Here is a 14,624-nt window from a genome sequence, read left to right as displayed (position 1 = left end):
GTGGCGGGTCGCACCAAACTGGTAATCGGTGCCAGTGGATTCCTGGGGTCACACGTGGTACGCCAGCTGGTCGAACGTGGAGAATCCGTACGGGTTCTGCTTCGTCGCACCAGCTCCACCAAGGCCATCGACGACCTCGACGTGGACCGCAGGTATGGCGACATCTTCGACGACACTGCTGTGCGCGATGCGTTGGTTGGCTGTGACGACGTCTACTACTGCGTCGTGGACACGCGGGCCTGGCTGCGTGACCCGACTGATCTGTTTCGCACCAATGTCGAAGGGCTGCGTCAGGTTCTCGAGGTCGCTGCCGACGCCGAACTGCGCCGATTTGTGTTCACCAGCACCATCGGCACCATTGCGCTCTCCGAAGATGGCAGTCCGGTCGCCGAGGATGCGCCGTTCAACTGGCTCGATCGGGGCGGGGCCTACATCCGTTCCCGAGTCGAAGCCGAGAATCTGGTGCTCGACTACGCACGCGACCGCAGCCTGCCGGCGGTCGCACTGTGCGTGTCCAATACCTACGGCCCCGGCGATTGGCAACCCACCCCGCACGGATCTTTGGTGGCCGCAGCCGCCGCGGGCAGAATGCCGGTCTACGTCAAGGACATGGCGATGGAGGTCGTCGGTATCGAGGATGCCGCGCGGGCACTGATCCTCGCCGCAGACAAAGGCCGGGTGGGGGAGCGCTACATCATCTCCGAACGGTTCATCACGGCCCGCGAGTTGTATGAAACCGCCGCCGACGCCGCCGGAGCCAAGCGGCCGAGGTTCGGGATCCCGCTCAAGGCGATGTACCTCTTGGGGTTCGGCGGAGATGTGGCCGCAACCTTGCTTCGCCGCGACATGTTGTTGTCGACGTTGAGCGTGCGGCTGATGCACATCATGTCGCCGATGGATCACGGCAAGGCCGAGCGGGAACTGGGGTGGCGTCCCGAACCGATCCACGACTCGATCCGCAAAGCCGTTGAGTTCTATCGCCGCCGAGCCTCGGCTGACGCCGAGGCACGGTAGAACGGAAAGCGGCTCGTTACGCCGGTCCGAGCCCGAGGTTCTGGCAGATGTCGGCCAGGGCTGACCGCAGCTGCTCGAGGCGCCGGTCTCCGATGATGTTTGCGATCTCGGCATCGAGCCGCTCACCGACGGCGGCAGCATCGGCCATCATGTCGACCCCTCGATGGGTGTATCGAACGATCTTGGCGCGTCGGTCCTCTGGATCGGCGACACGCTCGACATAGCCCAGCTCCACGAGTTCATCGACGAGTTGGCCGATCGCGTTCTTCGAGACATCTTGGGCGCGGGCGATATCGGAGATGCGGCTACCCTCCCAGCCGAGAAAGACCATCAACCGGGCGTGCGCGGGCCGCAGGCCGGTATGGCCGAGCGAGTGCGCACGTTCGAGGCTGGCACGCATCATCCACTCGCCGAATTCGATGGCGTGACGCTGCAGCGAACTCGTCTGAAACAGGATGAGTTCGCGGTCTGTTCGCGCGGGGGCACGAATCGGTTCGCCGTTCAGTTGGGCACCTCTTCCTCGTTACCACCGACACGTGGTTGACATTCCAACGGAAAATGGTGAAGCTAACTTCACTATATATTGAAACTGGAGGGACCCTGTGTATCCCGTCTCGGAGGAGTTGGTACCCCCGGCCACGCTCGATCCCAGCGGGGTCTGGGTGTTCAACTGGGTGATACCGATCGTGGGCAGCATCTTCGTGGTCCTGGCGATCGTCGATGTCATTCGCAGGCAGCGGTTCACCTGGGGTTTCCTGTTCCTCTTCAACAGCATCGCCGTGTACTGGATGGAGACCATCGGCGACTGGGGGCAGCAGCTGTTCTACAGTCCGGCGTTCACTGAGCACCACCTGTTGGAGTGGTTGCCGTTGAAGACGCCCAACGACCCCTTGTTCATGCCCTTCGCCTATGCCGTCTACTGGGGTGTGCATGCATTGCTGGTGCTATGGCTGAGTCAGTGGGTGTCATCCAAATTCGGCTGGAGCATGCTGAAATCGATGGTGGTCCTGGCGATTCCGGTGAACTATGTGTGGGACTTCATCGTCGAGGGCACCGCCACTGCAATGGGTTGGTGGACCTACGATCCTGGCATCGGCCCGGTCCTGGAGTGGGGCAACGGCGGCCGGATCACGCTGCTGTGGACGATCGGCATCATGTGCACCTGGCCGAACCTGATCGCCTACTGGGCGGGCAAGCCCCCGATTCGCGGCCTGAACCATCTCGAGCGATTCTGCCGTCTCGACCGGTTCACCAGGCCCAAGACGCCACACGGGGTGGCGAAGAATGGCGGGCTCACGTCTCAGGGCGGTGCCGCGGTTATGCAGGCGGCGACACCGACCACCAAACAGCAGGAGTTCGACAGCTTCCTCAACTACGAGGTCACCATTGCGCGATGGCGATTCGAGTTGATGCGTCTGGGGACATGGTTCGTCGGTTTCCAGGTATCGTTTTTCCTGTTCCTCGTTGTGCCGCTGCTGATCATGCGGTGGCTCACCGGCTCCGGCAGCCCCTACATTCCATGACCTGGGAGGACGGCATGAACACAGAATCGCGCAAGCACATGAGCATGAAGGACATGCCCGCCGAGTTCTTCCTGCCGCCGCAGAGCAACGCCGCACTGTGGGCTGAGACCGTCAAGCTCGTCGTCGGATGCCTGGTATTTCTGGTGATTCTGGGCATTGCCGTGGCGCTGACCCAGGGCATCGTCATCTCAGTGTGAAGGCAGCGGACCGGCCAACCCTCGTGGCGACGTTCCGTAGAGCCAGCTGACCGCCTGACCGATCTCGGAAAACGCCAGTGAAACACCATCGTTGGCGTCGTAACGGCCGGGCGCCTCGGTGAACCCCTCGATCCGGCTCAGCCGGTGCCCATTCACCCGCAGAATCTGACCGGTGAGCCAGGACGACTCGTGTGATTGGAGCCAGGCCACCACTGCCGAACTGCGGGCCGGATCCAATGCGGGGTCGGCGGCCTGCTCACTGCCGAAGAAATCCGCACTGATACGGGTGACGGCGAGCGGTGAAATCGCGTTCACCGCAACACCGTAGCGACGCGCCTCCATAGCGGTGACCACCGTTAGGTTGGCGATCGCCGCCTTGGCTGCGCCGTAGGCGCTTTGGCCGACGTTGCCCCACAATCCCGCGCCCGAGACAGTGTTGACGATGTGTGCGTCGATCAGATTGCCGGCCTTCGACTGGGCGCGCCAGTAGTCGCAGGCGTGCCGCGTCACCGCGAACGTACCCTTCAGGTGCACGGCCATCACTGCATCCCAATCGGACTCTGACGCGGTGGCAACCATGCTGTCCCGCACGATGCCCGCGTTGTTGACGACACCGGTCAGGATGCCGAACGTATCGACGGCGGTGGAGATCATGTCGGCGACGTCGTCCCACGACGACACCGACCCCGTGTGTGCTATGGCTTTTCCGCCCGCCTGCTCAATCTCCGCGACGACCTCGGCGGCGGGACCCGCTCCATCGGCGCTGGAGCCGTCCCTGCTGACGCCAGGGTCGTTCACCACGACGGCGGCCCCCTGCCGCGCCAGCTCGAGGCAGTGGCCGCGGCCGATGCCGCGTCCGCCGCCGGTCACGAGGACGACCTTGCCGGTCAGTGTGCCCTCATGCATGCGCGTTGTCTCCTTCATTACGAGAACAGTTGAGTTATCAGTTGTTTGCGCTGCGACCAGTCGGCGCCGCGTAGGTCGATATGGCCGGACTCGGTGACGACGACATCGATATCGTGCGCAGGCGTGGAGGCGGGTCTGCTGAGCTGCTCGACAAGTGGTGAGCGGCCATTCGTCCGACTCGGTACGGCGATGATCGACAGGCCGCCCTGGCTCATGCGGGCGGCGGCGCAGTAGTCAGGATGTCCGCCGATGCCGCCGATCACCTTGTCGCCGAAGCCCTCGACGTTGACCTGACCGTACCGGTCCAGCTCAATGGTGGTGTTCACCGCGATCAGTGGTGCGCCCCTGGACAGTCGGGTGAAGTCGTGGGTGTAGGCCAGCCCGTGCAGGATTGGGCGTCCGTCCGCCCAGTCGTAAAGCGCCCTGTCGCCCAACAAGTAGGTCGCCGACGGGGTGCCTGCCAGCAGCCCGCGACGGTCGAGGTCCACGACGCCGTCGGTGAGCATGCCGGTGTCGATGTGCAACGGCACCTTGGCCCGTCGCAGCAGGGCGATGCCGAGCTGCCCCGGCCCGTACTGCAGGCGTGCGCCCTCGGGAACCAAGTCCAGCACCGCATCGGCCAGCGCATCGTGGATGGGCTCGGGCTCACGCTGGGGCCGGCGGATGGGCCCGCCGTGAACCGTGCCGAGCACCTCGACGTCGCCCGGATCAATCGAGCGCTCCGCCGACGCCGCAGGCGTGTCGGTGTCAATGACGCCGAATACCCTTGCACCGCTGTCGATCACCCCGAGTTGCCAGGACACTTCGGTGCCGAACTGCAGCACCCCTGCGCGGCGCACCAGGCGGCTGAGCAGCAACTGTGGGCGCAGCACGTCGGACAGGAGGGCGGGAGTGGCGGCCAGCCGGGTTGGAAGGAAGCGCACCGTCGGGCTGCGCAACATGTTACGTACGCCCCAGCCGGGCATCAGGGCGACCACCTCGGCGAAGGCATCGGGGTCCAGGTCATCGATCGGTTCGGGCAGCCAACCCAGCACCAGCCGCACCGACCCGATCGCGCGCGCCGCACTGCTGAGCGCCTCTCCGATCGAGGTGCCGTCGTCGAGACACCGTAACTGGCCCACGCCGTCTCCGAGAGCCACCGTCATACCGGGGCGCAGCGCATCGCGCAGCGCCCCTGTGAGGGTCGCCGCGGTCAACGACGCGGTCACCGTGCTCGTCTGCTCATCGTGGCTCCTTGGGGAGCCCCAACACCCGCTCACCCAGGATGTTGCGCTGAATCTCGCTGGTGCCACCCAGAATCGTCTGCGCCCGACCGACCAGCATGTGATGTACCAGGTGGGCAGCGTCATCGGGGCCCGCCGGATCGGTGCATGCATCGGTGCCCAATACCTCGGTGGCCATGTCGCCCAGGTCCCGGTCGGTCTCCGAGGTCATCAACTTGAGCACCGAGAAGGCCGGCGACGTCAGGTCGCCCGAATCGATGGCGCGTTGCCAGGTGAAGCGCAGCAGCCACATTCGAGCCCACAACCGGGTCATCGACCGCGACAGCACTTGGTCGAGCAAGCCGCGTTCACGGGCTGCCGCGACCATCTGTTCGTGCAGTTGGAACATCGCCACGGCCTGCGTACCCAGGGTGAGACGCTCGCGGCCCAGCGTGACCATTGCCACCGCCCAGCCCTGACCGACCTCACCGATCAGTGCGTCCTCGCTCAGCTCGACACCGTCGAGGAAGACCTCGTTGAACTTGCTCTCACCATCCATTTGGGTGAGTGGGCGCACCGTCACGCCGGGAATGCCCATCGGCACAACGAACATCGACAGGCCGTGGTGTTTGTCGGGACCGGTGCGGGCGAGCAGCAGACCGTAATCGGCTGATGCAGCTGCCGAACTCCACACCTTCTGTCCGTCGACGCGCCAACCTTTGTCGGTGCGCTCGGCGTGGGTCCGTACGCCGGCCAAGTCTGAGCCTGCTCCCGGCTCGGAGAACAACTGGGTCCAGATGTCGTTGCCGAGTCGGATGCCGTCCAGATAGCGGTCCTTCTGGTCCGCACTGCCGAACTTGATCAGCACCGGGCCCACCAGATCCGCCCCGGTGATGTTCAGTTGACGTGGCACGCCGGCACGGGCGCACTCCTCGGCGAAGACGGCCTGGTATGCCACCGAGGCTGCAGCACCACCGAATTCGAGCGGCCAGTGCAAACACGTGTAGCCATGCTCGGCGAGATACCGGTGCCACTGCTGACCGGCCCCGACGTCGTCCGCAGTGGGGGTGGGCCCGTAGTTCCGCAGACCCACCGGTTTGGGGGCATCGCCCAGAAACTCGCGGATCTGGGCGCGCATCGCGTCGATGTCCTCGACGACGTCAGCGGAAGCCGACACGTATTACTCCTTGTTTCGGTCGGGTCGCAGTCACTTCCCGGCCAGATAGTCGTTGTACTCATTGCTGGTGGACTCCATGGCGTCGAGTCGGCGTTCCAGCAAGGTGATCTCGGCTCCATCACCGGACCCCGCCCTGACTTCATCGAGTCGCGCCCGGGTACGGGCGATCTCCTCGACGAGGCGCTCGCGCGCCTCGTCCTTGGTGAGCAGATCTTGATCCGTCCAATCCGATTGGGGGAGTTGCTCGATTCGGTCCACGGCCACCCCTTCTGAGGCCACGCTGATCAGGCCACGCGCGGGAAGTTGTACAGCTTGCGGGTGTTGAGCTCGACCATCTGGTGCACCTCGTCGTCTGGCACGTTCGCGAACGCCTGGGCGGCCCGCTCCCGGCTCTGCGGCCAGAACGAGTCTGAATGCGGGTAATCGCATTCCCAGGTGATGTTGTCGATCCCGACGTGATGGCGGACCTCGACCCCGAAGTCATCCTCGATGAAGCAACCGTGGAAGTGCTTCCTGAACAGATCGCTTGGCAGCACTTCCTGATTGATGTTCTGGTAATACCGGTGCTTGCGCCACACGCTGTCGCAACGCTCGAGGATGTAAGGAATCCAGCCGATCCCGCCCTCACTCAAGCCGATCTTGAGCTTCGGGTGCTTGTGCAGCGCCGGGGAGAACAGCCAGTCCGTCAGCGCGTTCATCGAGATGGTGCCCATGAGTGCGATGAACACCGCAAACGGGGCGTCCGGAGCGATCGGCGGCGGAAAGCCGCCCGAGCCGAAGTGCTGGGCGAGCACCAGATCGGTCTCCTCGAAGGCGGCGAACAGCGGATCCCAGTGATTGCTGTGCAGCGACGGCAGGCCCAGCTTGTCGGGTAGGTCGGGAAAGGTCACGCACTTGGCACCCTTCTCGGCGACCCGATGAAGTTCGGCGATGCTGGCGTCGAGATCCCAGAAGGGCAGCATCGCGACGGGAACGAACCGGTCTGGAGCCGTGGCCGCCCACTCGTCGATGTGGAAGTCGTTCCACGCGGCCGAGCACAGCTTGGCGAGCTCCTTGTCTTCACCTTCTGCGAAGACTGCCCCGGCGAACCGGGGGAACGACGGGAAGCAGGTCATCGCCTGCACACCGTCGATGTCCATGTCGGCTACCCGCGCCTTGGGGTCGTAGCAGCCAGGGATCATGTCGTCGTAGCGCACCGGCTCGATGCCGTACTCCTCGGGCGTCTTGCCCGCGACGGCGTTGAGGCCGATGTACGGGTAGATCCGGCCCTCGTATTCCCAGACCTGGCACATCTGGCCGGTGTCCGGACGCTCCCACTCGATGATCTTCGGCCCGGCTGCCAGGTACTTGGTGGGCAGTCGGTCGCTCCACACCTTCGGATGCTCGATCAGGTGGTCGTCGACGGAGATCAATTCCATCCAGGGCTGCAGCGGCACAGGTGCCTCCTCGTGATGTTGTGGTTCAAACGGGCAGGAAAAGAGAAATACATTTAGTTATTTAACTGTGAGTCTAGTCACCCGCAATGGGGGTGGGCAAGCGAATCCTGGCTGGGCGTAATGCGAGGTCAGACCAACTTGGCCAACGTCGCCAAACGGTCCCAGTGTTGACCTGGGGTCCCGAAAAGCACCTCGTCGGTCCGGGCTCGTCTCAAGTAGAGATGTGCGGAGTCTTCCCAGGTGAAGCCGATCCCGCCGTGGATCTGGACATTGGCGTGGACCGCGTTGCGTAGCGCCTCCGAGCACACCGCCTTGGCCATGCTGGCCCGCCAATCCGCTTCCCCGGCATCGCTGTCCGTGCCGTCAAGAGCCTGCAGCGCCGCCTGCGACGCGGACCGCGCCCACTCCAGATCGACCAGCATGTCGGCGCACTTGTGTTTGATTGCCTGGAAGCTGCCGACCGGTCGGCCGAACTGCTCTCGGGTCCTCGCATAATCGGTGGCGATTTCCAGAACCCGCTCGCAGGTACCGACCTGTTCGGCCGCGAGTACCGCAAGTGCCACGTTGAGGTTCCGTTGGATGAGTTCGTCTATCGGACCGGCGCCGGAGAGGCGTACCGCGCGCGCCGCACTGAGAGTCACGGTGGCCAGCGGTCTGGTCCGGTCGAGTACCTGTTCCGGCTCGGTGGCGACGCCGTCGTCGGCCGAGTCGACGACGAACACCGCAGGCTCGCCGTCCTCGGCATTGGCAATCACGACGAGGTCATCGGCGACGCTGCCGCCCAGCACGTGACGAGCAACGCCGTCGACACACCATTGCTCGCCGCTGCGAGTCGCATTCAGCGTCACCGCATTCCGGCGCCATAGGCCACCGTCGCCGGTGAGCATCGCCGCGGCGGTCCGCCGACCTTCCGCAAGTCCGACCAGCCGTTTGTCCGAGTCTGGGGTGTGTGCTGCCAGTTCGAGCAACAGGCCGGTCGCCAAGACTGCGGAACTCACGAACGGCACCGGCGCCAGTGCGCGGCCCAGTTCGTGGGCGACCACGCCCAGCGCCGACGCGCCGTAACCGGCGCCGCCCAACTTCTCGGGCAGCGCGATCGCTGCCACCCCGACCTGGTTGCACAATGCGTCCCACAGGACTGTGTCGAAACCGGAGCCGCCGTCCCCGCCGTCGCCGGCTTCGCCGTAGGCGATGGCACGCACCCGATCCTCGGACGCCATCCGCTCGCAGGCGGCACGCACCGACTGTGCGAGTTCCTGACGTTCGTCGTCCGCCAGCGCGGTCATCGGGTTCCTCCTGTGATCTGTTGGACCAGATCGGATTTGGCTACCTTGCCCAACCCGGTCAGCGGAAAATCGTCAACGACGACGAGCCGCTCCGGCCACTTCTGCTTCATCAGTCCGCGCTCGTCGAGGAACCTGCACAGCTCGTCGAGGGTGACATCGCGGTGCTGCCGCGAGCGCCGCACCACCGCGCACACCAGCTCACCGCGCAACTCGTCAGGCTGGCCAAGCACCGCGATTTCGTCGACAAGCGGATGCGCGAGTAACTCGTTCTCAATCTCGTCGGGCGCGATGTTCTCGCCCTTGCGGATGATCAGATCTTTGGTCCGGCCGGTGACCACGATGCGACCATCAGGACGTAGGTGCCCCCGGTCACCGGTGCGAAACCAGCCGTCGGTGGTCTTGGCCCGGTTCCACTGTTCGGCCTCCACGTAGCCCGGCGTCAGGTTGCCCCCGCGCACCTCGATCTCACCGGACGATCCGATCCGGACCTGCGATCCGGGGATCGGCCGCCCGGCGCTGTTGGTGAGCTGTTCGTCAGTGTCGGTCGACTCGCTGACGCAGACCATCGGAGCCTCGGTCATGCCATACGCGTGTACCACCGGAATGCGCAGATGCTGACGTACCTGCCGGTGCACCTCGGGCGGGCAGGCGGCGCCCCCGCCGATCAACATGCGCAGTGTCGGGATCAGCGGTTCGGTTGTCTTCGCGTCGAATTGGGCCGCGACCAGCATCTGGTAAAAGGCGGTGCTGGCGCCGGTGACGGTCACGCCGTGCTCGGCGAGCAGACGGGGCAGGCTGTCGGGCACGACTTTCGGCACCAGCAGCACGGGAAAGTCGCCGAGTAGCGCGGCCGCGAGGTAGACCATTCCTCCCACGTGAGCAATGGGGAAGGCGATGGTCCCGACTTCCTGCGGATGATTGCCGAGGCCGAGATGACTCACGTATCCGCGCGACGCGCTGAGCAGGGTCGCATCGGTATGCACCACGCCCTTGGGGCGGCCTGTGGTGCCCGAGGTGAAGTACACCCAGCGCGGATCTGTCGCTGCGCGTGGGGCATCGAGCTCTGGGTGTGGTTCCCGCTCAGCAGGTAGTCGTCCGAGGATGTCGTCGGGTAGGACAACGGTGGTGATGCCGGCAGGGGCGTTATCGGCAGTCGTCTTGTCGACCAACAGGATATCGGCGCGTGCAACATCGAGGGCGGTGCTCACCTCCCGTCGGCGATAGAGGTGGAGCACCGGTGCCTGGGTAACGGGCATCCGAGACAGTGCCAACATCACTACGGCTGCCGTGACGTGCGAGGGCAACTGCCAGGCCACTGTCATACCTGGCCGCACGCCGGCGTCCGACAGCCACCGCGTGGCCGTCGCCGACATCGAGGCGACCTGTGACACCGTCAGTGTCGCGCCGGCGGTGTCGCGCAGCAGCGGCCGATCCGGACGGGCGGCCGCACACTCGTCGAGCAGACCGGCAACAGTAGTCGCCAATGTCAGCTCGACCGTCGGCCGGGCGCGAATGTCACCGGCAACTCGCGCACTGCGTACACCTCACCTGCGTCCTCGAACAGCTTTGCCTCACCGGCCAATTGGAAGTCCGGCAGACGCGACAGAATCTGGGTGAGCATCACGTCGAACATCATTTTCGCGTAGTGCGAACCGAGGCATCGGTGCATACCGATGCCGAATGCCATGTGCTTCTTGGCATTCGATCGGTCAAGGTCCAACTGGTCGGGGTTTTCGAACATGGCTGGGTCGCGGTTGGCGGCCGCCCACATCAGAATTGCCCGGTCACCCTGGCACAGCGGTTGGCCGTGGAATTCGGCGTCGTGTGAGACGGTGCGGGCCAGTCCCAGAGTGGGAGAGTACAGCCGCAGCAATTCGTCGGTGGACTTCTTGATCAGGCTGGGGTCGGCGATGAACTTTTCCCGCAGCTCAGCGTCCTTGCACAGCCGAAGCAGTACGTTGCCGGTGAATCCGCTGGTGGTGTCCATTCCGCCCAGCATCATCAGCACCGTGTACATGGTGATCTGGCCGTCGTCGAGCGGCTGACCGTTCAATGTGCCGCGCAGGATATCGCTGAACAGGTCATCGCCGAGGCCCTGCGCGCGCCGCTCGGTCATGTGCTTGACGATCTCGCCGAACATCTCCATGCCTGCGGCTCCGGCCTTCTCCGGGTCGTGGGCGCGGTCGTGCACCGTCGTGTGTACCCAGTGCACCCAGTCCATCGCGCGCGACTCGTCAAATTTCAACAGACGCAGGATCAATCGGGCAGGCAGCGGCGTGGTCAGCTCGCCGACGAGATCACATTCTCCACGCTCGATGAACGCGTCGATCGCCTCGTTGGTCATCTCGATCGCGCCCTCCCGAAACCGCTCTGCGGAGCCTGGGGAGAATCGCTTGAGGGTCACCTCGCGCAACTCTTGGGTCTCCGGCGGATCGGACTCGATCGGCAGGATCGGCAGCGGAAAATCGCTGGCCGGCACACCTACCGACGGATAGGAGTTGAACAACGCGTCGTCGCGAGCGGCTTCGAACACGGAGGCGTAGTCGGTGAGCGCCCAGAAGCCTTCGTAATGGTCGGAATGAGCCACCGGACAGCCGGACTCGCGCATCTGCCGGAACTTGCCGTAGGGGTCTTCACGGAACTCCGGCGAATGGTGGTCGAGGTCCACCTCGGCGCGGCGCTGAGCTTCAGCCTGAATGTCGGTCATCGGCACTGACTCCCTTTTCGTTGGGCTACCTGGACAGAATGGCGACTGCGGCGGTTCCGGGTGCCCCGTACAACTGGGCGAGTCCGACCCGCGGATCATTGGGCACCTGACGGTCGCCGGCGGTGCCACGTAGCTGCTGTACCAACTCGTAGACCTGACGCAGGCCTGACGCACCGACCGGTTCACCGTTGGCGAGCAATCCACCGTCGGTATTGATCGGCAGCCGACCGCCGATCTTGGTGGCTCCGTCGGCGAGTAAGGCCTCCTGCTCGCCGTCCTTGCACAGGCCGGTCTCGGCCATGTGGATGATCTCCGAGCCGGCATCGGTGTCCTGCAGCTGGGCCACGTCGACGTCGTCGGGGCCAATGCCGGCCAATTCGTATGCGGCGGTGGCCGCCTCGGCGGTGGTGCCCGGCACGATGGGCAACTCGATCGACGTCCGCAGCAACTCGTACGCGCCCTCACGACGACTGCGCAAGGCGGTTGACCGAAGGTAGATGGGGTTGTCGGTGTACTGCTTGGCTTTATCGGCGCGGCACACCACCACTGCGGCAGCACCCTCGTTCGGGTTGCAGTACATGAATTGCCGCAGTGGGGCATTCACGACCGGCGAGCCCAGGATTGCCTCGACGCTCATCGGCTTGCGACGCCACGCGTGCGGAGCCAGTGCGCCGTTGTCGAAGTTCTTGGCCGCGACGCGGGCAAGTGTCTCCTCGCTGATGCCGTGGTCGTGCATGTAGCGCGTGATCTTGGTGCCGAAGTAGTGGGTCGTGAGGAACATGCCCTGATCGCCGTACCACTGCGGCAGCCCGGACACCGACGGATCGGCACCGAATGCGCCGCGGGGGTGCTTGTCCAGGCCGACGCCGACCGCGATGTCGGCCTCTCCGAGCTGGACGTCGCGGGCGGCCAGCGTCAGCAGCGAGTTGCCGGTGGCGCAGCCGCTCAGGGTTGCCCGCGCGGGGACGCCGGTCATGCCTGCCAGCCCGGTGACCGCCTCAGGGTTGGCCACCTCCAAACTGCCCGCGTAGAGGCTGCCCACGGCCGACCACTGCACCCCGGCATCACGCAGCGCCCTGCTGATGGCGACGGCGCCCATCTCCAGAGCGGAGCGGTCCTCATACCGTCCGAACGGATGGAGACCGACGCCGATGATGGCGATATCGGGCGTGCTGCTCATTCTGCTCCTGTGGTGTGCTTTGACTCGAGTACGCTAACTCTATAACTATATATCGGATTCCGGGCACCGGGTCTAGAATCGCGTCAGCACCAATTGGTGGACTGACTGGCAAGCTCGCGTGAAAGCTGAGGATGTTGAGTATCTCGTTGCTTCTTGAGATGGCTGTTTCGGGCGATCCGGACCGGGTTGCCCTCGTGGACGGCGATATTCGGCTGACCACCTCCGAGCTCAGCCAACTCGCCGACGGCGGTGCGGGCGTAATCGCCGGTTCAGGAGCGTCGCATGTCGTCTATGTGGGTACCGGGGGTGCGATGTTGCCGCTGCTGATGTTCTCCGCAGCACGCGCCAACGTCGCGTTCACGCCGCTGAATTACCGGTTGAGCGCCGACGGGCTGGGTCAGCTCGTCGAGCGGCTGGCCAACCCGTTGATCGTGGTCGATGACGATTACCGCGATATGGTGGCCGGGGCAGGCGCCCGGGTATTGAGTTCCGACGAGTTCATCGCCTCCGCGCGGGCCGCGGAGCCTGCGTCGGAGTTCGCCGACCCCGATGACGTAGCGGTCGTACTGTTCACTTCGGGCACCACGTCGCGACCCAAAGCCGTTGAGCTGACGCATAATAATCTCACCAGCTACATCACGGGCACTGTGGAGTTCAGCTCTGCTGAACCCGCCGACGTCTCGCTGGTATGCGTGCCGCCCTATCACATCGCCGGGGTCATGGCCGCGCTGTCGAACCTGTACGCCGGCCGGACAGTCGTGTATCTGCGCCGGTTCGATCCGCGGGAATGGGTGCGTCTCGTGGCCGGCGAGCGGGTCACCACCGCGACCGTGGTGCCGACCATGCTGGACCGCATCGTGTCCGTCTTGGAGCGGGAAGGCATCGAGCTACCGACCCTGCGCAGCCTGGCCTACGGCGGATCGAAGGTCGCGCAACCACTGGTCCGCAAGGCGCTCGACCTGCTTCCGCAGGTCGGCTTCGTCAACGCCTACGGACTGACCGAGACCAGCTCGACCATCGCGGTGCTGACGCCGGACGACCACCGCCGGGCCCACGGCGCCCACGATGACGTTGTGGCGCGACGGCTGAGCTCGGTCGGTCGTCCGGTCCCTGACATCGAGGTGCAGATCCGTGCGGAGGACGGCACCGTGCTCGGCCCGGGCGCAACAGGTGAGCTGTTCGTGCGTGGCCCACAGGTATCCGGCCGCTACGCCGAGATCGGCTCGGTGCTCGACGCGCAGGGATGGTTCCCGACCAAGGACATCGCGATGCTCGATGACGAGGGCTACCTGTTTATCGGCGGCCGGTCCGACGACACCATCATCCGCGGCGGGGAGAACATCGCACCTTCGGAGATCGAGGATGTGCTCGTCGAACATCCCGACGTCCGCGAGGTTGCCGTCGTCGGTCTGGAGGACGCCGAATGGGGTCAGATCATCGTCGCGGTCATCGTGCGGGAGGATGGCCGAGATCCAGAACCCGAGGAACTGCGTGAATTCACCCGCACGAAACTGCGCGGGTCACGCACGCCCGACCGTGTCGTGTTCCGCACGCACTTGCCGACCACCCCGACCGGCAAGGTACTGCGCCGCGAGATCCTCGACGACCTCAGGCTGGCCTCTGCTGAGCAATGAATAGATCCACCGAAAAATCAAGGAGCACAACATGATCAAAAACGGCACCCGGTTGCAGAGCCAGGTGTGCGACACCCAGGTGATCGTCGTCAAGGCCAGTGAGAGCCTCGACGATCTGCGGTGTGGTGGCCTGCCGATGCTGCCACTGGACGCCGCGCGCCCCGATGGTGCCACGCCGGACCCGGCCTTCGCGGACGGCAACGCGATGGGCAAGCGCTACGTCGACGCGGGTGAAGCCGAGGTCCTGGTCACCAAGGCCGGAGCGGGAACTCTTACCGTCGGCACGACCGCGCTGGCGCTCAAAGAGGCCAAGCCGCTGCCGGCCAGCGACTGATCGAGTATCGAAAGAGCGCCCGGGTGTA

The 14,624-nt window shown here is 64.9% G+C and carries 15 protein-coding genes; 5 read left to right on the top strand and 10 right to left on the bottom strand.

The annotated features are described in order from the left end of the window. A complete protein-coding gene (locus G6N44_RS10800; RefSeq protein WP_163663826.1) occupies positions 1-1,014 on the top strand; it encodes an NAD-dependent epimerase/dehydratase family protein in 1,014 nt (337 codons plus the stop codon). Between the two features lie 16 nt (positions 1,015-1,030). Here the strand turns inward: G6N44_RS10800 and G6N44_RS10795 are convergent, their stop codons facing one another. Next, positions 1,031-1,414: a MarR family winged helix-turn-helix transcriptional regulator gene (locus G6N44_RS10795; RefSeq protein ID WP_235682997.1), complete on the bottom strand. Its 384-nt coding sequence runs from the start codon at positions 1,412-1,414 to the stop codon at positions 1,031-1,033. A gap of 202 nt (positions 1,415-1,616) precedes the next feature. On the opposite strand from G6N44_RS10795, the gene G6N44_RS10790 reads away from it, so the two are divergent. Beyond that, entirely contained in the window at positions 1,617-2,537 is a 921-nt protein-coding gene (locus G6N44_RS10790) for a hypothetical protein (RefSeq protein WP_163663822.1), read from the top strand. A 14-nt stretch (positions 2,538-2,551) separates the two neighbouring features. Beyond that, entirely contained in the window at positions 2,552-2,734 is a 183-nt protein-coding gene (locus G6N44_RS10785; protein ID WP_163660022.1) for a DUF7156 family protein, read from the top strand. Here G6N44_RS10785 and G6N44_RS10780 read toward each other — a convergent pair. The 9 genes from G6N44_RS10780 to G6N44_RS10740 all read right to left on the bottom strand — a co-directional run bounded on the left by G6N44_RS10780 (position 2,726) and on the right by G6N44_RS10740 (position 12,628). Then, positions 2,726-3,640 carry an SDR family NAD(P)-dependent oxidoreductase gene (locus G6N44_RS10780; protein ID WP_179964509.1) on the bottom strand — a complete coding sequence of 305 codons (915 nt, stop codon included), beginning with the start codon at positions 3,638-3,640 and terminating at the stop codon, positions 2,726-2,728. The genes G6N44_RS10785 and G6N44_RS10780 overlap by 9 nt on opposite strands. Positions 3,641-3,657: 17 nt before the next feature. Next, on the bottom strand, positions 3,658-4,848 hold the full coding sequence (locus G6N44_RS10775; RefSeq protein ID WP_372508179.1) for an acetyl-CoA hydrolase/transferase C-terminal domain-containing protein: 1,191 nt from the start codon (positions 4,846-4,848) through the stop codon (positions 3,658-3,660). Positions 4,849-4,861: 13 nt separating this feature from the next. Next, complete coding sequence (locus G6N44_RS10770) at positions 4,862-5,980, bottom strand: acyl-CoA dehydrogenase family protein (protein WP_163669807.1); 1,119 nt, start codon at positions 5,978-5,980, stop codon at positions 4,862-4,864. Between the two features lie 69 nt (positions 5,981-6,049). Then, positions 6,050-6,277: a hypothetical protein gene (locus tag G6N44_RS10765; protein ID WP_163663820.1), complete on the bottom strand. Its 228-nt coding sequence runs from the start codon at positions 6,275-6,277 to the stop codon at positions 6,050-6,052. Positions 6,278-6,303: 26 nt separating this feature from the next. Further along, positions 6,304-7,455, bottom strand: a complete 1,152-nt coding sequence (locus G6N44_RS10760; protein WP_197907507.1) for an amidohydrolase family protein — start codon at positions 7,453-7,455, stop codon at positions 6,304-6,306. Between the two features lie 128 nt (positions 7,456-7,583). Next, complete coding sequence (locus tag G6N44_RS10755) at positions 7,584-8,741, bottom strand: acyl-CoA dehydrogenase family protein (protein WP_163663818.1); 1,158 nt, start codon at positions 8,739-8,741, stop codon at positions 7,584-7,586. After that, complete coding sequence (locus G6N44_RS10750; protein WP_163663816.1) at positions 8,738-10,225, bottom strand: class I adenylate-forming enzyme family protein; 1,488 nt, start codon at positions 10,223-10,225, stop codon at positions 8,738-8,740. The genes G6N44_RS10755 and G6N44_RS10750 overlap by 4 nt, the downstream gene beginning before the upstream one ends. Before the next feature lie 2 nt (positions 10,226-10,227). Then, the gene (locus G6N44_RS10745) at positions 10,228-11,448 is read right to left on the bottom strand and encodes a cytochrome P450 (RefSeq protein WP_163663814.1); all 1,221 of its coding nucleotides are present in this window, start codon (positions 11,446-11,448) and stop codon (positions 10,228-10,230) included. Positions 11,449-11,473: 25 nt separating this feature from the next. Further along, positions 11,474-12,628 (bottom strand): thiolase family protein, encoded by a 1,155-nt coding sequence (locus G6N44_RS10740; RefSeq protein ID WP_163663812.1) that lies wholly within the window; start codon positions 12,626-12,628, stop codon positions 11,474-11,476. 134 nt (positions 12,629-12,762) lie between these two features. Here G6N44_RS10740 and G6N44_RS10735 point away from each other — a divergent pair, with 134 nt between their 5' ends. Together G6N44_RS10735 and G6N44_RS10730 are read left to right on the top strand one after the other, a co-directional pair. Continuing rightward, positions 12,763-14,262 (top strand): class I adenylate-forming enzyme family protein, encoded by a 1,500-nt coding sequence (locus G6N44_RS10735; RefSeq protein WP_163663810.1) that lies wholly within the window; start codon positions 12,763-12,765, stop codon positions 14,260-14,262. A 31-nt stretch (positions 14,263-14,293) separates the two neighbouring features. After that, positions 14,294-14,596, top strand: a complete 303-nt coding sequence (locus G6N44_RS10730; protein WP_163663808.1) for a hypothetical protein — start codon at positions 14,294-14,296, stop codon at positions 14,594-14,596. The last annotated feature ends 28 nt before the right edge of the window (positions 14,597-14,624 follow it).

Origin of the sequence: Mycolicibacterium alvei (assembly GCF_010727325.1) — a bacterium.
Classification (GTDB): Bacteria; Actinomycetota; Actinomycetes; order Mycobacteriales; family Mycobacteriaceae; genus Mycobacterium; species Mycobacterium alvei.
Note: the sequence above shows the minus strand (reverse complement) of the source record. Positions and strands in the feature narration are given on the sequence as shown.